This window comes from Serratia ficaria, assembly GCF_900187015.1.
Taxonomy (GTDB): domain Bacteria; phylum Pseudomonadota; class Gammaproteobacteria; order Enterobacterales; family Enterobacteriaceae; genus Serratia; species Serratia ficaria.
Genome location: NZ_LT906479.1, coordinates 4,066,328 through 4,089,856, shown reverse-complemented (window position 1 = coordinate 4,089,856; position 23,529 = coordinate 4,066,328). Strand labels below are relative to the sequence as shown.

General features: G+C 60.9%; 20 protein-coding genes. 3 read left to right on the top strand and 17 right to left on the bottom strand.

Annotation, left to right across the window (positions count from 1 at the left end):
* Positions 1–8 precede the first annotated feature (8 nt).
* The 3 genes from CKW09_RS19315 to trxC all read right to left on the bottom strand — a co-directional run bounded on the left by CKW09_RS19315 (position 9) and on the right by trxC (position 3,890).
* The gene (locus CKW09_RS19315; protein WP_095098950.1) at positions 9–2,657 is read right to left on the bottom strand and encodes a bifunctional acetate--CoA ligase family protein/GNAT family N-acetyltransferase; all 2,649 of its coding nucleotides are present in this window, start codon (positions 2,655–2,657) and stop codon (positions 9–11) included.
* Between the two features lie 43 nt (positions 2,658–2,700).
* Positions 2,701–3,396, bottom strand: coding sequence for a tRNA-uridine aminocarboxypropyltransferase (locus CKW09_RS19310; protein WP_061800381.1), 696 nt, complete (start codon positions 3,394–3,396; stop codon positions 2,701–2,703).
* Positions 3,397–3,470: 74 nt separating this feature from the next.
* The gene (gene trxC / locus CKW09_RS19305; RefSeq protein ID WP_061800382.1) at positions 3,471–3,890 is read right to left on the bottom strand and encodes a thioredoxin TrxC; all 420 of its coding nucleotides are present in this window, start codon (positions 3,888–3,890) and stop codon (positions 3,471–3,473) included.
* 206 nt (positions 3,891–4,096) lie between these two features.
* Between trxC and CKW09_RS19300 the strand changes: the two genes are divergently transcribed.
* On the top strand, positions 4,097–5,185 hold the full coding sequence (locus tag CKW09_RS19300; protein ID WP_061800384.1) for a tRNA/rRNA methyltransferase: 1,089 nt from the start codon (positions 4,097–4,099) through the stop codon (positions 5,183–5,185).
* A 53-nt stretch (positions 5,186–5,238) separates the two neighbouring features.
* Here CKW09_RS19300 and emrB read toward each other — a convergent pair whose 3' ends face one another.
* From emrB to CKW09_RS19265, 7 genes are all read right to left on the bottom strand, one after another.
* Positions 5,239–6,774, bottom strand: coding sequence for a multidrug efflux MFS transporter permease subunit EmrB (gene emrB, locus CKW09_RS19295; RefSeq protein ID WP_061800386.1), 1,536 nt, complete (start codon positions 6,772–6,774; stop codon positions 5,239–5,241).
* Positions 6,775–6,791: 17 nt separating this feature from the next.
* Positions 6,792–7,964 carry a multidrug efflux MFS transporter periplasmic adaptor subunit EmrA gene (emrA, locus tag CKW09_RS19290; protein WP_061800388.1) on the bottom strand — a complete coding sequence of 391 codons (1,173 nt, stop codon included), beginning with the start codon at positions 7,962–7,964 and terminating at the stop codon, positions 6,792–6,794.
* Between the two features lie 25 nt (positions 7,965–7,989).
* Positions 7,990–9,441, bottom strand: a complete 1,452-nt coding sequence (locus CKW09_RS19285; protein WP_061800390.1) for an efflux transporter outer membrane subunit — start codon at positions 9,439–9,441, stop codon at positions 7,990–7,992.
* 28 nt (positions 9,442–9,469) lie between these two features.
* The gene (gene mprA, locus CKW09_RS19280) at positions 9,470–9,988 is read right to left on the bottom strand and encodes a transcriptional repressor MprA (protein ID WP_061800392.1); all 519 of its coding nucleotides are present in this window, start codon (positions 9,986–9,988) and stop codon (positions 9,470–9,472) included.
* Between the two features lie 174 nt (positions 9,989–10,162).
* Positions 10,163–10,504 (bottom strand): L-valine transporter subunit YgaH, encoded by a 342-nt coding sequence (gene ygaH, locus CKW09_RS19275; RefSeq protein ID WP_061800394.1) that lies wholly within the window; start codon positions 10,502–10,504, stop codon positions 10,163–10,165.
* Positions 10,494–11,240, bottom strand: a complete 747-nt coding sequence (locus tag CKW09_RS19270; RefSeq protein WP_095098947.1) for an AzlC family ABC transporter permease — start codon at positions 11,238–11,240, stop codon at positions 10,494–10,496. Before CKW09_RS19270 ends, ygaH begins: the two co-directional genes overlap by 11 nt.
* A 123-nt stretch (positions 11,241–11,363) precedes the next feature.
* Positions 11,364–12,563, bottom strand: a complete 1,200-nt coding sequence (locus CKW09_RS19265) for an MFS transporter (protein ID WP_061800398.1) — start codon at positions 12,561–12,563, stop codon at positions 11,364–11,366.
* Between the two features lie 103 nt (positions 12,564–12,666).
* Between CKW09_RS19265 and CKW09_RS19260 the strand changes: the two genes are divergently transcribed.
* Complete coding sequence (locus CKW09_RS19260; protein ID WP_061800400.1) at positions 12,667–13,545, top strand: LysR family transcriptional regulator; 879 nt, start codon at positions 12,667–12,669, stop codon at positions 13,543–13,545.
* A 31-nt stretch (positions 13,546–13,576) separates the two neighbouring features.
* Here CKW09_RS19260 and proX (CKW09_RS19255) read toward each other — a convergent pair whose 3' ends face one another.
* The 6 genes from proX (CKW09_RS19255) to CKW09_RS19230 all read right to left on the bottom strand — a co-directional run bounded on the left by proX (CKW09_RS19255) (position 13,577) and on the right by CKW09_RS19230 (position 20,684).
* Positions 13,577–14,578 (bottom strand): glycine betaine/L-proline ABC transporter substrate-binding protein ProX, encoded by a 1,002-nt coding sequence (gene proX, locus CKW09_RS19255; protein WP_095098942.1) that lies wholly within the window; start codon positions 14,576–14,578, stop codon positions 13,577–13,579.
* A 33-nt stretch (positions 14,579–14,611) separates the two neighbouring features.
* Positions 14,612–15,607, bottom strand: coding sequence for a glycine betaine/L-proline ABC transporter substrate-binding protein ProX (proX, locus tag CKW09_RS19250; RefSeq protein ID WP_095098939.1), 996 nt, complete (start codon positions 15,605–15,607; stop codon positions 14,612–14,614).
* 63 nt (positions 15,608–15,670) lie between these two features.
* On the bottom strand, positions 15,671–16,780 hold the full coding sequence (gene proW / locus CKW09_RS19245) for a glycine betaine/L-proline ABC transporter permease ProW (protein WP_095098935.1): 1,110 nt from the start codon (positions 16,778–16,780) through the stop codon (positions 15,671–15,673).
* Positions 16,773–17,975 carry a glycine betaine/L-proline ABC transporter ATP-binding protein ProV gene (proV, locus tag CKW09_RS19240; protein ID WP_061800406.1) on the bottom strand — a complete coding sequence of 401 codons (1,203 nt, stop codon included), beginning with the start codon at positions 17,973–17,975 and terminating at the stop codon, positions 16,773–16,775. The genes proW and proV overlap by 8 nt, the downstream gene beginning before the upstream one ends.
* A 406-nt stretch (positions 17,976–18,381) precedes the next feature.
* Entirely contained in the window at positions 18,382–19,068 is a 687-nt protein-coding gene (locus CKW09_RS19235) for a response regulator (RefSeq protein ID WP_061800408.1), read from the bottom strand.
* A gap of 17 nt (positions 19,069–19,085) precedes the next feature.
* The gene (locus tag CKW09_RS19230) at positions 19,086–20,684 is read right to left on the bottom strand and encodes an ATP-binding protein (protein ID WP_061800410.1); all 1,599 of its coding nucleotides are present in this window, start codon (positions 20,682–20,684) and stop codon (positions 19,086–19,088) included.
* A 326-nt stretch (positions 20,685–21,010) separates the two neighbouring features.
* On the opposite strand from CKW09_RS19230, the gene CKW09_RS19225 reads away from it, so the two are divergent.
* Positions 21,011–22,366 (top strand): 2-hydroxycarboxylate transporter family protein, encoded by a 1,356-nt coding sequence (locus tag CKW09_RS19225; RefSeq protein ID WP_061800412.1) that lies wholly within the window; start codon positions 21,011–21,013, stop codon positions 22,364–22,366.
* A 79-nt stretch (positions 22,367–22,445) separates the two neighbouring features.
* Here CKW09_RS19225 and CKW09_RS19220 read toward each other — a convergent pair whose 3' ends face one another.
* Complete coding sequence (locus CKW09_RS19220; protein ID WP_095098934.1) at positions 22,446–23,417, bottom strand: patatin-like phospholipase family protein; 972 nt, start codon at positions 23,415–23,417, stop codon at positions 22,446–22,448.
* Positions 23,418–23,529 lie beyond the last annotated feature (112 nt).

Sequence of the window (23,529 nt, the reverse complement as noted above, 5' to 3'; positions counted from 1 at the left end):
GACACAGCTCACTGCCCGTCGACGGCCCGCAGCGGCAGGGTCAGATTGACGATGCCGTCCTCCAGCTGCACGTCGATGCCAAAGCCCAACCGCTGCGCCAGCGCTATCATCCCGCGGTTGTTCGGCATGGTGATGCCGGTCAGGCGAGTCAGCCCATGGGCGCGCGCATAGGCGATCATTTTTTCCAGCAGCTGGCGCCCCAATCCCAGGCCTTTCAGGTCGGAACGCACCAGCACGGCAAATTCGGCGTCGGTATTGTCCGGATCGGACATCGCGCGCGTCACGCCGATGATTTCCTCTGCGCGGACCGCCACAAATGCCATCTCCCGATCGTAGTCGATTTGCGTCATGTTAGCCAAATCGTCATGGGTAAACTCGTTGATCTCGCTGAAGTAGCGGTAGTAGAGATCTTCCTTGGTCACCCGGTCGATAAAGTGCTTCAGCGCCGGTTCGTCCTCCGGCAGGATCGGCCGGAACAGGCATTGGCTGCCGTCTTTCAGCGCGATGGTCTCTTCCAGCTCGTGCGGGTAGGGGCGTATCGCCAGGCGCGCCTGCGGGTCGCCGCTGAACGGGGCAAGCTGCATGGCTACGTCCAGCAGGGTGAATTCGCTGCCGGAGGCCAGCACCGGGTGAATATCCAGCCGGGTGATCTCCGGGCAATCGAGGATCAGGTTGGAGACCTGCACCAGCAGCCGGCTCAGCCCGGCGATGTCCAGCGGGCGCAGCGCGCTGCGCCCGCGGATTTTCCCGCCTTTCACCGCCTGCAGCACCAGATAGCGCGCCAGCGCCATGTTCAACGGCGGCAGCGCCACCGCCACCTGGTTTTCCTGGCGCCACTCCACGCCGCCTTCGCCCAGCATGATCAGCGGGCCGAAGATGGCGTCCTGCTCCACCGCGATGCGCAACTCCTGCGCGCCGGCGCGGTTGGCCATGCTTTGCACCAGCAGGCCCTGTATGCGCGCCTGCGGATAAGTGCGTTTGACGCGGTCGAGGATCGCTTCCGCGGCGCGCTGCACCTCGGTGGCGGTGCGCAGGTACAGCATGACGCCCTGAACCTCGGATTTATGCGGAATGTCCGGCGAGCGCAGCTTCAGCGCCACCGGGTAGCCGATCTGCTCGGCGATGTGCACCGCTTCGGCGCTGTCTTCGGCAATCCAGGTCGGCAGGGTGCTCAGATCATAAGCCTGCAGGATGGATTGCACCTCGTGGGTGTCGAGCTGGGTGGCGCCTTCGGCCAGCGCCTGCTGGATCAGCCGGTGGGCATCGGTGGTGTTGGCGGTCAGGCCAACCGGCAGCGCCGGCGTTTCCTTCAGCTGTTTTTGGTTGCGGCGATATTCCACCATATGCATGAAGGCGGTCACCGCGCCTTCCGGCGTGCGGTAGGTCGGAATGCCGGCCTCGGTAAACAGCCGCCGCGCCTCCTGCGAAGAGTATTCGCCGCACCAGTTGGTGAGCAGCGTAATGCGTTTGCCGCGCGGATGCTGGCGCAGGGCTTCGATCAGGCGTTCGGCGGTGGCGGTGCCCGGCGCTGCGGCGCTCGGCGCGTGGATCAGCAGCAGGGCATCGTAGTCATGGCTGTCGAGCAGCGCGTTTACCGCCGCCAGATAACGCTGCGGCGTGGCGTCGTCACGCAAATCGAGCGGGTTGCCGGCGCGGATAAACTCCGGCAGGGCGTCGCCCAGCTGCGCCTGGCTCTCTTCTCCCAGCGTCGCCAGCTTGCCGTTGCGGCCCAGCAGTTCATCCAGCGCCATCGCCGCCGGCGCCGCGCCGTTGCTGACGAGCATCAGGCGTTCGCCGCGCAGCGGGTGCATGTGGCTGAGGGTTTCCACCGCCGAGAACAGCTCGTGGGTGTCCTGCACGCGCAGCAGGCCGGCACGCTGGATCGCGGCGTCATAGGCGGCGTCCAGTCCCAGCTGGCTGTTGAGCAGCAGCTGAGCCTGCTGGCTGCGGCCGCTCTTGATCACCAGAATCGGTTTGTTGCGCGAGGCGCTGCGCGAGGCCGAGAGGAAGCGCCGCGCGTCGCTGACGTTTTCCAGATACAGCAGAATGGCGCTGGTTTTCGCGTCGCGCGCCAGAAAGTCCAGCAGATCGTCGACATCGATATCCAGGCTGTCGCCCAGCGCGATAAAATAGGAGAAGCCGACTTCACGCTGCTGCGCCCAGTCGAGAATGGTATTGGCCACGGCGGCGGACTGGGAAATAAACGCCAGCTTGCCCTTTTGAATTGGCACCGGCGAGAAGCTGGCGTTGATGCCCTGCCACGGCGCCAGCAGCCCCAGGCTGTTGGGCCCCAGCAGGCGCATGGCGTAACGCTGCGCGCAGGCTTTCAGCTCGGCGAACTGTTCCGGCGGCGAAGAGAGCACGATGGCGGTTTTACAGCCGCGTTGGCCCAATGCCTCCAGCAGCGCCAGATTGCGAGTGGCGTGGGTGCACAGAACCGCCAGATCGGGCGTCAGCGGCAGGCTGGCGACGTCGGGATAGGCCATCACGCCGCACACCGCCTTGTAACGCGGCGTCACCGGCAGGATCGGCCCGCCGAAGCCGCCCGCCAGCAGGTTGCTCATCATCAGGTTGCCGGCGCGGCCGGGCTGCTGCGAAGCGCCGAGAACGGCAATGGATTTGGGACGTAGTAGCGCTTCTAACCCTCGTTGGCTCATGCACGACCTCCTTATGGCAACGTTACGCCTGATTCTAGGCGCTTTACTGCGCTTTTGCTGTGACCGGTGCCTCCGGGCGGGTTGGTTTCCCCGCCAGGTATTGTTGACGGAAATAGCTGAAATGTTGCCGCAACCCCTCGGCGGCTTGGGCGTCCCCGGCCTGCAGCAGCAGGGCGGCGGCCACCTCGGCGGTACAGTGCTGCTCGGCGCGGCTGGCTTCGCGCAACTGATAGTCGGAGGCGGCGATCACGTTGAGCGAAAACACCGGGAACCGATTCAGGTAAGGGCTTTTGCGGAACATCTTGCGCGCTTCCGCCCAGGTGCCGTCGAGCATGATAAACAGCGGCGGCTTGCCGCCGGCGGGCAGCTCGCTGAACACCGGGCGATCGGCATCGGCATAGGATGCCGGGAACACCACGTAAGGCTGGCGTTCAGGATCGGCGATGGCCAGCAGCAGTTCGGGGTCGACCTCGGTGCGCGACCAGAGGAACGCCTGGGTGTCCGGCAAGATATCGGCGATCAGCCGGCCGGTGTTGCTGGGCTTCAGCGGCTCGGCGCCGAACATGATCAGGCAGAAGCGGCTGGCGGCCGGCTGCGGGCGAATGGTGTCGCACAGGCAGTTTTTATGCGGCAGCAGGCACCCCTGACAACGCGCCACCCGGCAGCCGCGCGCCAGAAAGGGGCGGGTAGAGCGGTCCAGGCGGAGTTGGCGCAGGCGAAGTACGGCGTTGTCGGTCATAACGGTCCTGGGGAAAAACCGCCATTGTAGCGCAGAAAAAAGCCCGGCGGGAGCGCGCGGGCCCGGCGTTTGCGTTAAACTACTTCGTTGAGCCAGCTGTCGAAGGGCGCCTTCGGCATCGCGCCGTTGAGCATGTCGACCATTTTGCCCTCGCGGAACACCATGATGGTCGGGATGCTGCGGATGCGGAAACGGGCGCTCAGCTCCGGCTCGGCTTCGGTGTTCACCTTCACGAAGCGCACTTTGCCGGCGCGTTCTTCGGCCACGTCTTCAAAGATCGGCGCAAAGTTGACGCACGGGCCGCACCACGGCGCCCAGAAATCGACCACCACCGGCAGGTCGTCCTGCAGCAGCTGGTCCAGGGTGGCGGCGGTGGCATTGATCACTTCACCGTCGAAGAGCTCATGGCCGCAGCGGCCGCATTTCGCACCGTCCGCCAGGCGTTCTTCCGGCACGCGGTTGGTGGCATTGCAAGCTGCACAAACTGTATTCATGTTGACCTCGGGTACTGAGAAAGCGTGATACGCCGCACGGGGGGCGGAGATGTTTCTTTGCTGCCGTCCATTATCGGTAAAACCCGGCGGCCGAACAACGAGGTTTGTTCAATGGATGTGATAGTTGGGAGCTTTTAGCGCAAGTTGGTGGCTTCGTGCACCAACATCAGGTAATCTTCGCGCCCTGCGCGTTGGTGGAGAAGACAATGAACGATTCATTTAGTGGCAAAAACGGTAAAGTCAAAGTGATGTACGTCCGCAGCGACGACGACAACGGCGACGACCGTAACAAGAACAAACGTCCGGCCGGCAAAGGCCGTCCGGCAGACAACGCACGCTCTGGCCGTGCGGGTCAGGACAAGGCGCGCGGCGGCAACGACCGTCGCGGCGCCGACAGCCGCCGCAGTGAAAGCGATCGTCCTCGCCGTCCGGCGCGCAGCGAAGACCGTGGCGGTTACGATTCGCCGTGGAAAACCGTGTCACGCGGCCCGGATGAAGAACCGGCGTTCGATCACGGCGGCATCAGCGGCAAAAGCTTTATCGATCCGGAGCAGCTGCGCCGCCAGCGTGCGGAAGAAACCCGCGTTTACGGCGAGAACGCCTGCCAGGCGCTGTTCGCCAGCCGCCCGGACGCTATCGTCCGCGCCTGGTTCGTGCAGTCGGTTACGCCGCGTTTCCGCGAAGCGCTGCGCTGGATGGCGGCGAATCGCAAAGCCTACCACGTGGTGGACGAGGAAGAGCTGGCCAAGGCTTCCGGCACCGAACACCACGGCGGCGTCTGCTTCCTGATCAAAAAACGTCAGGGTCTGGATGCGCAAACCTACCTGAAAAATGCCCCGGCGACCGACTGCGTGCTGGCGCTGGAAGAGGTGGGCAACCCGCATAACCTGGGCGCCATCGTCCGTTCGTGCGCCCACTTTGGCGTCAACGGCGTGCTGCTGCAGGATCCGGCGGTGCTGGAGTCCGGTGCGGCGGTGCGTACCGCAGAAGGCGGCGCGGAGCACATCAAGGCGATCAACGCCGATGACTTCCTGTCGGTGCTGGATACCTTCCGCAAAGCGGGTTACACCATCGTCACCACCTCGAGCCACAAGGGCACCACGCTGGCGCAGGCCAAACTGCCGGCCAAAATGGTGCTGGTGTTGGGGCAAGAGCGCGACGGCCTGAGCGACAGCGCCTGGCAGCAGGGCGACATGAGCGTTTCCATCGGCGGTACCGGCAAGGTGGAAAGCCTGAACGTCTCGGTGGCCACCGGCATTTTGCTGGCCGATTGGTGGCGCCAAAACCAGGCGTGATATGCCGCATAAAAAAACGGGCGCCCCAGGGCGCCCGTTTTGTTTGGTGAGGCTTAGTGAGCGCCGCCGCCCCCGCCGCCGGAGCTGAACGGCGGTTTCGCCACCCACACCAGCGCCAGCAGGATCAGGAACACCCCGGCAGACAGCCAGAATATCTCGTTGGCGGAGATAATCAGCCCCTGTGCGGTGATCTCGTTGGCGATATAGGCCGAAGCCTGCTGCTTGCTCATGCCGACCTGTTCCAGCTGTCGATACATCTCTTGCGACTGCGGGTTGTAAGGGTTCACAAACTCCGCTAACTGCGAGTGATGCTGCGATTCGCGCTGGGTCCACAGCGTGGTGGTGATCGAAGTGCCGATCGACCCCGCCAGCGTACGGGTAAAGTTCGACAGGCTCGACGCCGCCGCCATGCGTTCCGGCGGCAGGCCGGACAGCGTAATGGTGGTCAACGGCATAAAGAAGCAGGCGATGGCGAAGCCCTGAACAAACTGCGGCCAGGCCGAGGCGCCAAAGTCCATTCCCGGTTCAAACGTATAGGCGCGCCAGTAGAAGCACACGGCATACATAATGAAGCTGAAGGTGACCAGCCGGCGCATGTCCAGTCGGTTGCCGAACTTGCCGATGATCGGCGACAGCAATACCGGTATCAGCCCGATCGGCGCCGAAGCCAGCCCCGCCCAGGTGGCGGTATAGCCATAGACCTCCTGCAGCAGCTGCGGCAGCAGCACGATGGCGCCGAAGTACAGCAGGTAAGCCAGACTGATGCACAGACAGCCGATGGTAAAGTTGCGCGACTTGAACAGCGACAGATCCACCACCGGGTGGTCGTCCGTCAGCTCCCACACCACCAGGAACAGCAGCGCCACCACCGCGACCACCGTGAGGGTGATGATCTCGGTCGAGTTGAACCAGTCCAGCTCCTTGCCCTGATCGAGCATCACCTGCAGCGAACCGATGCCGACGATCAACAGCACCAGGCCGACGGTATCGATAGGCTTGATCTCGGTTTTGGTTTCCCGTCCTTTCAAGGTCGCCATCGCCGCCATGATCACGAAGCCGCCGATCGGGATGTTGATGAAGAAGATCCAACCCCAGTGATAGTTGTCGCTGATGTAGCCGCCGAGGATTGGCCCGAAGATCGGCGCGACGATCACCGTCATCGACCATAGCGCCAGGGCCATCGCGCGTTTGGCGGGCGGATAGTTGTTCAGCAACAGGCTTTGCGACAGCGGGATCAGCGGCCCGGCCACCACGCCCTGGATCACGCGGAAGAAGATCAGCATGCCCAGGCTGTTGGAGATGCCGCACAGCCAGGAGGCGAGCACGAACAGCGCGGTTGACCAAAGGAACAGCCGCACTTCGCCGACGCGCTTCGCCAGCCAGCCGGTGATGGGGATCGAGATGGCGTTCGCCACGCCGAACGAGGTGATCACCCAGGTGCCCTGCGAGTTGGAAGACCCGAGGTTACCGGCGATGGTGGGGATCGCCACGTTGGCGATGGTGGAGTCCAGCACCTGCATGAAGGTCGCCATGGCGAGCGCGACCGTCATCCAGGCAAGCTGGGCGCCTTCAAGCGGTTTCTGTGGCAAGATGGCCTCCCGCGCGCTTAGCCGGCATTCGCATGGATCACGTCGGCGATCGTCTGGTTAACCGGCGCCAGATCCAACGCCAGGGCGTTGCTCTGGTACAGCGGCTTGTCGCGCACCACGTCGGCCAGCATGCGGCCGTCCAGATCGGTGGTGTCAACTTTCACCAGCGTCGACAGACCGATGCGCAGCGGGTGATCGGCGACCTGCTTGGCGTCCAGCTCGATACGCACCGGCAGGCGCTGAACCACCTTGATCCAGTTGCCGGTGGCGTTTTGCGCAGGCAGCAGCGAGAAGGCGCTGCCGGTGCCCATGTCGATACCGACCACCTTGCCGCGGTACACCACGTCGTCGCCGTAGACATCACTGACCACGGTGGCCGACTGGCCGATGCGCATATTGGCGATCTGGGTTTCCTTGAAGTTGGCGTCCACCCAGATATGGTCGGCGGGCACCACCGCCATCAGCGGGGAGCCGGCGGCGATTTGCGCGCCGACCTGCACGCTGCGGCGCGAGACGTAACCGGTGATCGGGCTGATCACTTTGGTGCGCTGCAGCGCCAGCCAGGCGTCACGCATTTGCGCGGCGGACTGTTGGATCGCCGGCTGTTGCTCCAGCGGGGTGTTCAGCACCATCGCCTGGTTGGCGTTATATTGCTGAACCGCCACTTCCAGCGCGGCCCTGGCGCTGTCGACCGCATCGCGGGCGTGTTGCAGCTCTTCGCGGCCGATGGCGTCGACGCTGCCCAGCACCACGCGGCGTTTCAGGTCGTTCTCCGCCTTGCTCAGATCAGACTTGCGCAGGGCGATGTTGGCCTGATACTGCTTGCTGTTGATGATCAGCTGGTGGGTCTGACGCACGCTGTTGGCCAGGCCGGTTTTGGCGCGCTCAAACGCCTGCTCGGCATCGGTCGGATCGAGCGTCAGCAGGACATCGCCCTGTTTGACGTAGTCGGTGTTATCGAAATTGACGCTGTTCACGCTGCCGGACACCTGGGCCATGATCTGCACCTGGTTGCCGGACACGTAGGCATCATCGGTTTCCTGATGATGACGCAGCACCAGGAACCAATACACTAAATAAGCCACCCCAATAACAATGAAAATAACCGTCAGCAACAGCAGCCAAAATTTGCGCTGCTTCTTTTTGCCGTTCGGCTGCTGCGGGTTTTGAGTCTCCGCGCTTGCGCTCATGGTGTTCTCCAAGCTCTCTATTTTATTATGCTTTTGAATCCGCTGCGGCCGGGGCCTGGTAGCCACCGCCCAGCGCGCGGATCAGTCCTATCTTCGCCTGCAGCAAGTTGCTGCTGGCATTCAACTCCGCCTGTTGCTGCTGCAATAGCTGCGTCTGGCTGGTCAACAACTCGTCGCGCCCGATAATCCCTGCCTGGTATCGGGCGTTAGCGACTCGGTACACCTGCTGCATCGATTGGGACGCGGATGCCGCCTGCAGCTGCTGTTGCGCAGTGCTCTGCTGGACGGTGATGGCATCGGCGGTCTCTTGTACGGCATTCAGGATGGTTTGGTTATAGGATTCCACCGCCTGGTCATACAGCGCGGACTCCTCGCCCAGCTTGCTGCGCAGCGCCCCGGCGTGGAAGATTGGCAGCGAGATCGCCGGCATCACGTTCCAGGCCTGGCTGGCCGCTTCAAACAGGTTCGGGCTGGTGCCACTGGTGTTGGTGGTCATCAGGCCGGCGAAGGCTGAAATGGTCAGGCTGGGGTAAAACTCTTTGCGTGCGGCGCTGACGCGCTGGCTGTAGGACTCCACCAGCTGTCGCTGCGCGGCGATGTCCGGGCGTTTGCCCAGCAGATCGGCCGTCAGTTCGCCTTGCGGCGCCATCAGGTTATCGGCGGGCAGGGCGACCGCCCGCAGGTGCTGCATGGCGTTCGGCCCCTGGCCCGCCAGCGCGGCGAGCTGGTGCCTGAGCTGTTCGATCTGCGACTGCAGCTGCAGGATCTGCTGTTTGGCCACGTCGGCCTGCGCCTGCGTTTGTTGCGGCACGTCAACGCCGGTAATGCCGGCCTGGTACTGCCGTTGGCGCAGGGAGGTCAGGCGCTGGTTGTTGTCCACCTCCTGCTGCAGCAGTTTCTCCAGCGCCAGGTTGCTTTGCAGCTGGTAGTAGGCGGACGCCACCGAACTGGTCAGCGTCAACGCCGCCTGTTCCTGATCGGCGCGCGCGGCATCGACCTGCGCTTTGGCGGCGTTCACCTGGTTGCGGTATTTGCCCCACCAGTCGAATTCGTAGGCCAGGTTCAGGCCCAGCGAGTTCGAGCTTTCGTAGATGGGCTTATGCGGATACCCCAGCCCCATATTGACGTTCTGCGGCACGCGCTGACGCTGGGTGCTGGCGTTCAGGTCCAGATTCGGCCCGTTGGCGGCATTGGCTTCGCCCACCACGCTTTGCGCTTCGCGCACCCGGGCGGCGGCCTGGCGCAGCGTCGGCGAGTTTTGCAGCGTTTGCGTCATCAGGGCGTCCAGCTGCGGATCCTTGAGTGAGCGCCACCACTGCGGGCTGACGGCCAGCGAACTTACGCGCGGCTGCGCCAGCTGCAGACTCTGCGAGTCCATCAGCGTGGATTGCGGAGCAATATTATCGGTAGAGGCACACCCGGCCAGCAGCAATACGGCGAACAGCGGGGTGAATCTCCGGTTAAATGGGGATCGCATAAGTAAGTACCTGAACAGAAATTGTGAATTAGGATAACTGTTCTGTGATTTCCATTTGATCCAGACGTGCCAACAGTTTGCGCGTCAGCTGCTCCAGCTGTTTTTGCTCATCGTCGTTCAGTGTGGACCACAGGAAATGCAGACATTTGTGCTGCGGCGGCAGCAGTTGACTGAGAAACTCTTCTCCCAGCGGCGTCAGGTGGAGATGCAGGCAGCGGCGATCGTTGTCGCTTTCCCGGCGTTCAATCCAGCCGCGTTTTTCCAGCTCGTCGGCGATGCGGGTGGCATTGGTGCGCGAAGAACCGAGGGCAGAGCTGAGCTCAGAAGGCTGGATGCTGTGACTTTCCTGCGCATCCAGGGTAATCAGCGCCATAAACAGTGTTTCGTTAATTCCCTGTGCTTTAAGCATTTTATTGCGATTTTCCAGCAGTTTGCCCTGCATGTGCATGCAAAGCCGGGTCAGCAGGATTTCCTGGTAAGGGAAGTCTTTCTGCCGCTTGGCGCGGAAATTCAGCATGTGTTCTATGGGAGTAAACGAGCTTTCCATAATTTAGGGCCTCATTAATTTCGTTCGAGATAGTAACGATAGTGACTAATAATGTAAATCTTCAGCCGTGCGAATAATTTAGCAATTCGTGTCATTTGTCAGTTGATTGTAAAGAGCCGGAGGCGGCTCCGGTTGGCGCGCCGCGGCGGCGAAACCGGTGGAAATCGCCCGCTCTCAGCCAAAAAATATTAATATTTTTAATGTGATGCCGAACGCGGTCGCACCGATCAGCGTGGACAAGATGATGCTTTTGCTGCGATAAAAACACAGCCCCAGCGCCGCGAAGCCGACCAGGGTCGGCAGCAGCTTGTCGGGCTCGCGCATCACCACCGGCGTGCTGGAGACCACCAGCAGGGCGCAGATTGAGGCGATGCCGATGCTGTCGAGCAGCAGGGCGGTTTTGCCGCGCTTGATGCCGGGCTGGGCGCGAGAGGGCGCCAGGCGCAGCGGCAGATAACGGAACAGATAATTCGCGCAGCCGACCACTAGGCCAATGATCACCACATCAGCGTTCATCGCGGGCCTCCGCGGCGGCGGGCTGGAACAGCGAGGCGACACAGCCTGCGCCGATACCGGCCAGGATGGCGACCGGAATGGAGAACAGCACCAGGCCGAGCAGCGCGCCGGCCAGGGCGGCGGCGATGGTCAGGCTCTGCGGGCGTCGGAACGCCGACAGCAGGAAGCTGAGAAACAGCGCCGGCAGCATAAAGGACAGCGACGCCTCGACAACCGGGAATTGCTCCAGCGGCCCGTTGCCGAACAGCGCGCCCAGGGCGGTGCCGGCCACCCAGGACAGCCAGGCGCACAGCGCGATGCCGAGCATCCAGTTTTCGCTCCAGCTGCGGTTATTGCGCATCAGCTTGGCGGTGGCGGCGGCGAACACTTCGTCGGTCAGGCCAAACGCCCAGATCGCCGTTTTGCCGGGCGACATGCGCGATACGATGCGGTGGCGCAGCGCCGGGCCGTACAACAGATGGCGCACGTCCATCGCCATCACCGTCAGCGCGGAGACCCACAGCGACATGCCGGCGCTCAGCAGGGCGGTAATCACGAACTGGCTGGCGCCCGCATAGATGATGCAGGAGAAGAAAATGCTCTCGATCGGGCTGAACCCCAGCTTGACTGCGCTGAGGCCGAAGGCGAACGCCACCGGCACATAGCCGATGACGATGGGTAAACTGTCGACGATGCCGTTGGCGAAAGTAGAACGGACGGCAGGGGGGTTGAGGCTATCTGCAGCTTGGCTTTGCATTTTTATTTGGGTCGCAGGGTAGATAGGACATCAATAGTTCATGGCCAGAACATTACCAGAGAGTGAGTAATGATTATACCCTGCGCGGCTAATAAATTTCTTAAGTTACTATTTGCACGATAATCAGATTGTCGCCGGTCCCTGCGGATCGTGGCGCTTGCCGAGCCACCAGGTCAGCAGGTTCAGCAGGCACAAAACGCCCCCCGCCGCGGCCACGCCGTACCATCCCGCATGCTGATAGGCAGAGGCGGAAAGCAGCGAACCGAGCGCGCCGCCGATAAAATAGCTGGTCATGTAACCGGCGGTCAGGCGGTTGCGCGCTTCCGGCATGATGCGGTAGATCACGCTCTGGTTGGTGACGTGCACCGCCTGCACCGCCAGATCGAGGATCAGAATGCCGACGATCAGCGCCCACAGCGACTGTTTAGCCAGCGCGATGGGCACCCACGACAGCAGCAGCAGCACCAGGCCGACGCTGGTGGTCAAACCGGCCTTGCCCTGGTCCGCCAGGTGGCCGGCGCGCGAGGCGGCCAGCGCCCCGGCGGCGCCCACCAGCCCGAACAGCCCGATCACCCCTTCGGAATAGTTGAAAGGCGGGGCGGCCAGCAGGAAAGCCATTGAAGTCCAGAGCACGCTGAAGTTGGCGAACGACAGCGCGCCGAGCATGGCGCGGGTGCGCAGCAGCGGCGTGCCGCAGAACAGGGTGAAAATCGACTTCAGCAGTTGCGGATAATTCAGCCCGGAATGCTGCTTATAACGCGGCAGCGCGCGCCACAGGATCAGCGCCATCAGGATCATCAGCGCGCTGGCGACCCAGTAAATGGTGCGCCAGCCGCCGATCGACGCCAGCGCGCCGGCGACGGTGCGCGCCAGCAGGATGCCGAGCAGCAGGCCGCTCATGATGACGCCGACGGTTTTGCCGCGTTTCTCCGGATGCGCCAGGGTGGCGGCCAGCGGCACCAGGATCTGCGCCACCACCGAGAACAGCCCGGTGAGGGCGGTGCCGAGGATCATCATCGGCAGGGTGGATGAACTGGCGGTGATCAGCATGCCGCCGGCGGCCAGCAGCGTCATGAAAACGATCAGCCCGCGGCGTTCGAACATATCGCCGAGCGGCACCAGCAGCAGCAGGCCCACGGCATAGCCCAGCTGTGCGGCGGTAACGATAAAGCCGGCCTGGTTGACCGACAGCGAGAAGCTGTTGGCGATGGTCTCCAGCAAGGGCTGGGCATAGTAGTTGCTGGCGACCGCCAGGCCGGTGGCGATGGCGATCAGGACAATCAGCGCCGGGCTGAGCCCAGGAGGCGAGTTTTGTTGGTTCATGGTTTTTCATCACGGAAAGAAGTGATGCAAAGTATCCGGCAACGCCGGGCGTTAAACCAATGTATAATTTTCATTTGATCAATCTCATTTCGCGATTAATTCCATGAACCTGAAACAGATCCGTTATGCGCTGGCGGTGGCCGAAGAGCAGAGCTTTACCCGGGCGGCGCAGCGTTGCCATACGGTGCAGTCGGCGCTCAGCCACCAAATCGCCAAGCTGGAAGAGGCGCTGGGCTGCACGCTGTTCGAACGCACCTCGCGGCGGGTCAGGCTGACGCCCGCCGGGCAGGCGTTCATTCCCCCGGCCCAGCGCCTGTTGGCGGCGCAGCAGGCGCTGGTGGAGGAGGTGACCGCGGCCGGCGGCACGGTGTCGGGCACGCTGACCATCGGCACCATATCAACCATAAACGCGATTGATCTGACCGAAAAACTCGACAAGTTCCACCGGCATTACCCGGCGGTGAATATCCGGCTGTACGTCGGCATGAGCGAGGCGCTGCTGGAGGATGTGCGCCAGCAGCAGTGCGATATGGCGTTTGTCGGCATCTGGCCCGGCGACATCGGCCTGCTGCCGGTCTCGCATCGCCAACTGACCGACGAGCCGCTGGTGGCGCTGGTGGCGCCGCAGCACCCGTTGGCCAGCCGCGAGCGGGTGAACCTGCAGGCGCTGTCGGCCGTGCCGCTGGTGGATTTCTACAGCGGCACCGGCGCGCGGCGCCAAACCGACCGCGCTTTTCAGGCGGCGGGCATCAAACGGCACGTCAGTTTTGAAATCGATCACATCGAATGGCTGGAGAATCTGGTGCGGCGGGGATTGGCGGCGGGCATCGTGCCGGTGTCGACCGCGCAGCGGCTGAGCGCGCTGGTGTCGATTCCGATTGAAGACGGTCCGCGGCGCCAGGTGTTTTGCGTCTGGCCGGAGACGCTGTCGAGAACCGCCGAGCGCTTTTTACAGTTCAGCGGCATCGAGAGGGGGCAATAGGGGGCGCAGCAGGCGCTGCGCCCCGGTCGGTTTACTTCTTCGCGGCGTCGGCGGCGGTTTTCACCCAGCCGTCGAAGGTCGCCTGGTGGGCTTTGATCCAGCCGTTGACGTGATTCTGGATATCCGCTTCCGAAGCCTGGCCTTCATGCATGCGCAGGTTCTGCGCATTCACGTCGGCGATCGGCAGCTTCATGATGGCAAACAGCTTGGCGGCCGCCGGATTGGCTTCGGCCCACTGCTTGTTGGCGGCGATGCGCATGGTATTGACCGGGAAACCATAGTTGGCGCCGTTAGGCAGCTTGGTGTCGACATTCTTTTGCTCGCCCGGCAGGGATGAGAACGGCACCTGCAGCCAGACCACATCGCGGCCAGGCACCAACACGTCGCTCACCCAGTACGGCGTCCAGGTATAGTACAGCACCGGTTTGCCTTCTTTATAGCGGGTGATGGTGTCGGCGATCATCGCCGCGTAGTTCCCCTGGTTGTGCTCAACGTTTTTACCCAGGCCGTAGGCGCCGATATGGTGGTTGATGACCGCTTCGCAGCCCCAACCCGGGGTGCAGCCGGTCAAATCGGCCTTGCCGTCGCCGTTGGTGTCGAACAGCTTGGCGATTTTGGGATCTTTCAATTGCTCAACGTTGGTGATGTGGTACTTGTCGGCGGTTTTCTTGTCGATCAGGTAGCCCTGCGCGGCGCCGTTGACGTACACGCCTTCGCGATAGAATTTGGCGTCGCCGCCGGCGGCTTTGTACTGGTCGGCGTGCAGCGGATCCCAGTTAACCGCGATAAAGGTGGCGTCGCCCGAGGCGATGGAGGTATAGGCGACGTTGTAATCCACTTCACGCGGGGCCTTGACGTCGTAACCCAGCTTCTCCAGCGCCTTGCTGACCAGCAGCGTCTGGAAGGTTTCTTCAGAAATGGTGCTTTGTACCGGTTGTACCGAGATGCCTTTTCCTGGCAAATCGGCCGCGGAAGCAACCTGTGAGCCAATCAGTGTCGTAAGGGCGAGAGCCCAGATTCCGGTGGTACGCATAGTGAAATACCTTTTTATGTTGTGAAGTCGGGGTTATTTCGCTGCCGCAGCAGCGGTGTTTACCCAGCCGTCAAAAGTGGCCTGATGGGCCTTTATCCAGCCGTCTACATGGCGCTGTATATCTTCCGCGCTGTTCTCGCCGCGGTGCATGCGCAAGTTCTGCGCGCTCACATCCGCCAACGGCAATTTCATGATGGCGAACAATTTTGCGGCGGCCGGATTGGCCTGAGCCCATGGCTTGTTGGCGACGATATGTTCGTTATTGACGGCGAAACCGTAGTTTTTGCCGTTCGGCAGCGCCGTATCCTGGCCTTTCAGCGAGCCGGGGCTGGCGGAGAACGGAACGGTCAGCCAGACCACGTCGCGGCCGGGCACCAGCACGTCGCTGACCCAGTAGGGCGTCCAGGTAAAGTACAGCACCGGTTTACCCTGTTTATAGCGGGCCAGAGTGTCAGCGATGATGGCCGAGTAGTTGCCTTGGTTTTGGGTAACGGTGTTGCTCAACCCATAGGCATCGATATGGGTAGCGATCAGGTTGCCGCATCCCCAGCCAGGTTCACAGCCGGCCAGGTCGGCCTTGCCGTCGCCGTCAGCGTCAAACAGCTTCGCCAGCTTGGGATCTTTCAACTGGGAAATGTCGCTGATGTGGTATTTGTCGGCGGTTTTTTTATCGATCAAATACCCCTGCGCCGCATTGGTGATATAGGCGCCCTGGCGATAAAACTTGCTGTCGCCGCCAGCGCTGTTGTACATATCGGTTTGCAGCGGATCCCAGTTTACCGCCATATAGGTGGCGTCGCCGGAAGCGATGGAGGTATAGGCGACATTGTAATCCACTTCATCGGTGGGCTGGACGTTGTAGCCCAGCTTTACCAACGCGCGGTTGACCAATTCAGTCTGAAAACTTTCTTCTGCGAGGGTGCTTTGCAGCGGTTTAACGGTGACGCCCTTGCCGGGAAGCTCGGCGGCGAACGTTTGTGTGCTTAGCAATGAAGTCAGGGCTAAAGCCCAAATTCCTGTCGAGCGCATAATGTTTCCTTCGGTTCTAGCAGGCTATCGGCGCCCCCGGCGGTTCCGCCGGGGGCTGCGCGATTAAGGCTTTTTGATGAAAGGGCGGGTGAGCAGCCCGATCGGGCCGTGGGCATACCAGCGGCCGATGCCCTTGCTGCGGCGATCGCGCCCCAGCGACTGGGTAAGGCGGTCGAGAATGATCGCCAGGATCACGATACCGACGCCGCCGACGGCGGCCAGGCCCATATCCAGCCGGCCAATGCCGCGCAGCACCATCTGCCCCAGGCCGCCGACGGCGATCATCGAGGCGATCACCACCATCGACAGCGCCAGCATCAGCGTTTGGTTAACGCCGGCCATAATGGTCGGCATCGCCAGCGGCAGCTGCACTTTGAACAGCAGCTGACGCGGGCTGGCGCCGAAGGATTCGGCGGCCTCGATCAGGTCTTCCGGCACCTGTTTGATGCCCAGAATGGTCAGACGCACGATCGGCGGCAGCGCAAAGATAATGGTGACCACCACGCCCGGCACGTTGCCGATGCCGAACAGCATGACGATCGGCACCAGATAGACGAAGGCCGGGGTGGTCTGCATGGCGTCGAGCAGCGGCCTGATCACCTTGGCGGCGTGCTTGCTGCGCGCCAGCCAGATGCCGAGCGGCAGCCCGATGACGATGCAGAAAAACAGCGCGGTCAACACCAGCGCCAGCGTCACCATCGCCTGTGACCAGGCGCCGATGGCGCCGATGGCGATCAACGACGCCAGCGTGGCGGCGCCCATGCCGAGGCTGGCTACCTGCCAGGCGATCAGCGAGAACAGCAGAATGGCGATCGGCGCCGGCATGCCCAGCAGCAATTGCTGAAAACCGCTGAGGATAAAGTCTACCGGCACGCGGATGCCCTGGAACAGCGGGCGGAAGTGCAACACCAGCCAGTCGATGCCCTGCGTCACCCAGGAGTCGAACGGCACCCAGGCTTTGTGGAACGGATCGAGCAGGCTGAAGTGTTCCGGCTGCGCCGGCGCGCTGTTGAGCCAGTCGGAGCCCTGTGCGGCCGCGTCATGGGTGGCAGGCGGCGGCGCGCTGGACCAGGCGTCGCCGGCGTTGGCTGCTGCGTCGGGAGCGGGCGCAGCGGCAGCGCTATCGGCGGGCGCGGTGGCCCAGGGATCTTGTGTTTGCGTCGTGTCACTCATGTGCAGGTGCCTCCTTGTCCAGGGCCTGCAGCAGCATGGCCTTGGAGATGATTCCGAGATAGTTATGTTCTTCGCAGACTACCGGCACCGCGCAGGGCGCCTGAGCCACCAGGGAAATCAGCTCGCTCAGCGGCATGTCGGCCGGCACCGGGGCGGGCGCCTCAAGCAGGGCGTCGTCCAGCGTCAGGTTGGCGGACAGCGCCTTCTTCAGCGAATCTATCGACACCACGCCGATAAATTTCTTTCCGCGTTCAATAACATAACCATAATCACGGTCCTCATCGCGCAGCAGCTGCAGCGCGGAGCGGGGGCCAAAGCCGGGGGTTTTGCGGATCAGCGTGACCGGACGGCGCTGGGCGATATCCTTGGCGCTGAATACGTGGCTGATATCCACGCCGCGGAAGAAGGTACGCACATAATCGTTGGCCGGATTATTCAGTATTTCGTCCGGCGTGCCGACCTGGATCACCTCGCCGCCCTGCATGATCGCAATGCGATCGCCAATGCGCATCGCCTCGTCCAAATCGTGGGAAATAAAGACGATGGTGCGTTGATGCTGGGCCTGCAATTTAACCAGTTCATCCTGCATTTCGGTGCGGATTAATGGATCGAGCGCCGAGAAGGCTTCGTCCATCAATAATATGTCCGGATTATTGGCCATCGCCCGGGCTAATCCCACGCGCTGACGCATGCCGCCGGACAATTCATCCGGATAAGAATGGGCATAATTCTCCAGGCCGACCTGACGCAGCGCCTCCAGGGCTTTTTCCTGGCGCTCCTGCGGCGCAATGCCGGCTAATTCCATGCCGAAAGCGGTGTTGTTCAGCACGTTCATGTGCGGCATCAGAGCGAATGACTGGAATACCATGCTGATCTTATTGCGCCGCACGGTGCGCAACGCGGTGTCGGATATTTTCGAGATATCCTCGCCGTCGATCAGCACCTGGCCGCGGGTGGGTTCTATCAGACGATTGAGAAGGCGTACCAGGGTGGATTTTCCGGAACCGGAGAGCCCCATGATGACAAAAATCTCGCCTTCTTCAATGGCCAGAGTGGCGTCTTTTACGCCAAGCGATAATCCGGTTTTTTCAAACAGCTGATCTTTTGTCAGACCTTTGTCTATCAGTTTAAAAGCGCGTTCCGGATGCTCGCCAAATATCTTATACAGATTCTTCACTTCGAGTTTAATTGCCATGCAATTTGTTGTTTCCTTTGGTGTAATTAAAACGATATGAAACTTCCTAATCGAAAATAATAGTGCTCTATACCCTAACACAGTGAATATCTGAGACAACCCTCAATGTCCGCCGATGCGGATATTAGTGGTTTACATCAAGTTTTTAATTGGTTATGGTAATTTGGCCGATGTTCAATTATCACCGCTGATTATTTGCCGTAATTGACTGGTTTTTAGTGGAAATATCGGCGATTGCGCATCGCTATTATTCCCCCCCGCCGGGCGGATCGCCGGCAATAAAAAACCCGACCATAGGCCGGGCAAAAGTCATCAGTATTTCATCAGTTTTAACGACAGGTGCCGATATCGAGGGGACATCGCCAACGGCATTTTATCCGGCCAATGTGACAGCCAGATGTCAGCCTCAGGCTTTGCGATACAGCCGCCGCGGATGGCCGATGTTGCCGTACAGCATCTCCACCTTGACGAATTGCGTCGCCACGCAGTATTCCAGGTAACGGCGGGCGGTGGTTTTGCTGACGCCGACCTGTTCGACCACCTCCTCCACCGCGTGCGCCTCCTCCGGCCGATTGACGAACAGCGCCTGCACCAGCTCCAGGGTATTGGTCTCGATACCCTTGGCGCTCGGCTCGCTGGAGAACTGCTTGGACTGCAGGTTATACAGCGCATCGACGCTGTTCTGGTCGATGACCTTGAAGGTGCGCTGGGTCTGCACGAACTGCATGAAACGCTCGAGCGAATTGCGCAGCCGCTTGTAGGACACCGGTTTGATGATGTAGTCGAAGGCGCCGTTGCGGATCGCCTGGCTGCAGGTATTCATGTCGCTGGCGGCGGTGATGAAGATCACCGAACAGGCCGGGTTCTTCACCGCCGGCTCTTCCATCAGCGCAATGCCCTGGCCGTCCGGCAGAAAGTTGTCCAGCAGGATCAGACGCGGCTGGTGCGCGTTGACCTTCGTCCGCGCTTCGGCCAGCGTGGCGGCGTAGGCCACCACCCGCAGGTTGAAGTTTTTCTCGATGAATTCCGCGTGCAGCGTGGCCAGCTGCGGCTCATCTTCCACGATCAGAACGTCCAGTGCTTCGTGTGACATTATTCGGGTGCTCAAAACTATAGGGTTTTAGGGATAAACAGGGAAAATATCGCACCGTGCGGCTCGTTGTCCGACACTTCTATGCTGCCATGCGCTTGCGCCACGTGGCTGGCGACCAGATGCAGGCCGATGCCGTGATCGCTTTTATCGTCTTTGGTGGTGATGCCCTGTTCGAACAGCGTATCACGAATTTCCTCCGCGATGCCGGTGCCGCGGTCCGCGACCTCGATCACCAGCTCGTTGCTGCCGTCACTGATATAAAGTTCCACCGCCTGGTGCGGCGCCGGGCAACGCAGCGTCGCGTCTACCGCATTGTCCAACAGGTTGCCGACGATCGACATCAGTTCGGTTTCGTTCAGCGCCGCCGGAATTTGCCGCAGCTGGCAAGCCGGATCGAAGCGCAGCTCTACGCCTTTTTCCCTGGCGCTGGAATATTTGCCCAGCAGCAGCCCGCACAGCGCGGCCGAGCCGAAGCGCTGCGAAATGAAATCGAGGATCTCCTGCGCGCCTTCCGACTGCGCTTCCACGTAGCGAATGGCCTCGTCGTAGCGCTGCATGTGCAGCAGCCCGGCCAGCGTCGCGGTCCAGTTCAGCTGCTCATGGCGCATGATGCGCAGGGTATCGGCGTAACGTTTCACCTGACTGAGCTGGCTGCTCAGGGTGTTGATGTCGTTTTTATCGCGGAAGCTGATCACCCAGCCCTGCAGCTCATCTTCCTGCATGATGCGCACCCGGCTGGCGATCACCCGCACGTGATTGAAACGGCACACCTCATCGTGGGTGTCCTGCCCCAGCTGAGCGGTGCCGAAGAAGTCCGGCTGCGCCTGGATCACCTCGCCGATCTCTCGGCCCATCAGCCCGCTGGCGGGCTGCCGCAGGTCGAGCAGCTCGCGCGCCGCATGGTTGATGGTGATGATGCGCAGCTGCGGGTCGACGGCGATCACCCCTTCATAAATGGCTTCGAGCAGGGCCTTTTGTTGCCGCACCAGCAGGGCGATTTCCTTGGGCTCCAGCCAGAACATCTGGCGCTTGAGGTTTTTTGACAGCAGCCACGAGAAAATAAACAGCGCCACCAGCAACAGAATAATGGATCCGATAATTTGCGTCAGGGTTCTGGCGTTTAAATTGTCAATATGCGATTTCAGATAACCGACCGAAACAATGCCGATAACCTGATTATTTTCATCCAGGATCGGCGCCTTGCTGCGTAATGAAACGCCGATGCCGCCCTTGCGGATGGAAATAATGCTTTTGCCTTCCAGAACGTCTTTATTATCTCCGCCGACCATCGGCGAGCCGAGGCGCACGTCGTATTCTGAATGATAAAGGTGTCTGGCGCGATTATCGCCAATGACGATATAGCTGGCATCGCTGCTGGCGCGGATCTTTTTCATCAGGGCGGCGATCTGGCCGGCATCGTTTTTTTCAACCGCGGCGGCCAGCGAGGGGATCAGGGCGATTTCCCGCGCCTGCACCTGCGCCCGGGCGCCGAGATCGCGGTGCAGCTGGGCATCCAGCTGATAGTAAGTGTAAGCGCCGATCGCGGTCAGCAGCAGGCAGGAGAAGGCGACCAGGCACAAGAACAGCTTGATTTGGAATGAGAGTTTTATGCGCATCGCCGAGCTTCACCTGAAGAAATCCTGAGGGCTTACCCTACCATGAGAACGGGTTAGTGTAATATTGCGCCCGATCAACTTGTGATCGGCAACACGGGATTATATTTAAGCGGGCTGGCTATTGGGCTGCTGCGATAAAGTTGATAAGCTTTAAAATAAAAACGCTATTAACACCATTAACGCCACGCCGTATTTTACATAATTTCCATTAACACCATAAAAACCATAACCACCATTAAAAACCCTTTTTAACTTTGAACAAAATCACAGCGGTTTATCCGTGCGTTTCTCTATTATGGCTGAACAAACTAATAAGAGGCCAGATTATGAGCACAACAGATGATTCTTACCTCGTCGCCAAAGACAAAGCCGCCGAAGTTCCCCTGCGGGAAAAATGGTGGCACATACTGGACAATTATAAAGTAGGGATTATTCCGTTACCGTTCTTTATTCTGGCCGGCGTACTTATTTTACTCGACTGCCTCGAAGGGAAATTGCCCAGCGATATCGTGGTGATGGTGGCCACGCTGGCGTTCTTCGGTTTTGCCTGCGGCGAATTCGGCAAACGTCTGCCGCTGATCGGTAAAATGGGCGCGGCGGCGATCTGCGCCACCTTTATTCCTTCCGCGCTGGTGCATTACGGCCTGCTGCCGGACGTGGTGGTGGAATCGACCACCAGGTTCTACAAGTCGACCAACATTCTGTACCTGTATATCTGCTGCATCATCGTCGGCAGTATCATGAGCATGAACCGTCAGGTGTTGGTCCAGGGCTTCCTGCGCATCTTCGTGCCGATGCTGTGCGGCGAGATCGCCGGCATGGTGGCGGGGATGGCGGTCGGCATGGCGTTGGGGCTGGAGCCGTTCCAAATCTTCTTCTTCCTGATCCTGCCGATCATGGCCGGCGGCGTGGGGGAAGGCGCAATACCGCTGTCGATGGGCTATGCGGCGATCCTGCATATGGAGCAGGGCGTGGCGCTGGGGCGCATCCTGCCGATCGTGATGCTGGGCAGCCTGACCGCCATCGTCATCGCCGGCTTGCTCAACCAGCTGGGTAAACGCTATCCGCACCTGACCGGCGAGGGCAGCCTGATGCCGAGCAAGCAGGGCGACAGCGATATGGCCGCGGTGGAAAAAACCAGCGGCAAGGTGGACGTCAGCACCCTCGCCTGCGGCGCGCTGTTGGCCATCCTGTTGTATATGGTCGGCATGCTGCTGCATCGCCTGGTGGGGCTGCCGGCGCCGGTGGGCATGCTGTTCGCCGCCGTGGCGGTGAAGCTGGCGCACGGGGTGTCTCCGCGCATTCAGGAAGGTTCCCAGGTGGTGTACAAGTTCTTCCGCACCGCGGTGACCTACCCGATCCTGTTCGCCGTCGGCGTGGCCATCACCCCATGGCAGGAGCTGGTGGACGCGTTCACCATTCAGAACCTGATCGTGATTGTCACCACCGTCTGCACGCTGGTGGCGACCGGTTTCTTCGTCGGCAAGAAAATCGGCATGCACCCGATCGACGTCGCCATCGTCTCCTGCTGTCAGAGCGGGCAGGGCGGCACCGGCGACGTGGCGATCCTCACCGCCGGCAACCGCATGTCGCTGATGCCGTTCGCCCAGATAGCGACCCGCATCGGCGGCGCGATTAACGTTTCGCTTTCGCTGCTGGTGCTGGCCAAGTTCTTCGTATAACTAAAAAATCCTTAGCATCACTTTGCCTTTCCCCGCCCCCGCGGGGATTTTTTTGCCTGCGGGAGCGGGTTAGCGCCGGTCAGGCCGCCCGTTTGGCCGCTGCATCGTACCAGGCGAAGTAACGCTCCACGCCCCGGCGGCCGGATTCGATCAGCGCGCGTTTTTTGGCTGCGCTGATGCCGAACTCCAGCGTGCTGACGTCGAGGGTGTCGACATACACGGTGCGCTTCCAGTCATCGCTGTCCAGATGCACTTTCGTCTGTATATCCAGCATCACGTTGGCCAGCGCCATGGAGAAGTCGAACAGGTTGTTGAGCGCGGTTTTATTGGCCGGCTGGCCCGCCGCCTGGGCGATTTCGCCGGCGGAGTCCAGCCGGATGCCGAGGGTGCGGGGGTTGATCCGTTGGCTGGCGGTGTCGATGTAAGGCGGGGTGGCGGAGAAGTCATAGTCAAACAGCCGCACCGGGTAGTTATCGATCATCCCGCCATCGATACAGATTTCGCCCAGGTCGTTATTCTTCGCCACGAAGGCGAAGGGGAACGACATCGAGATGCGCAGCCCGTCCGCCACCTTCATGCGCGGCGTGGTTTGGTGGGAATACACCTCGCGCAGCCCGCTATTCAGGTTGGCGCCGATAAAATAGAGGGATTTGAAGCCTTTTTTCGTCTTCATCGCCTCAAAATTTTCAAAGGTGATATCCGCATTGCCGGTATATTTTTTGATGATGCCGCGCGACCAGGAATAAAAATAATCGCCGGGGGCGATGCCATACTGATTAAACAGGCGATAGGCATCGTGCAGGGAACCCAAAAAGCCGCCGTTATAATCGAGGAATTTTTTAAAATCCATCTTCGAGAGGATGTTGGTCACCTCGGCGGCGTTGCAGCCCAGCCCCACCAGCAGCGCGGCGATGGCGCCAGCGGATGCGCCGGAGGCCCGTTTGATCCGCGGCATGACGCCTTTGGTTTCCAGCAGTTCCAATACGCCGCCATAGGCAATGCCTTTTACGCCGCCGCCTTCAAATACCAGATTTTCGAATGGATAGTTCATGGTGTTTCCTTACTCCTCGTTTGGTGGAGTAAGGAAAGTAACGGATTAAAACCCCGTTCAATATTGATTGGCGTTGTGCGATTGCGCAAACAAAACTATTCAGAGTAAATAT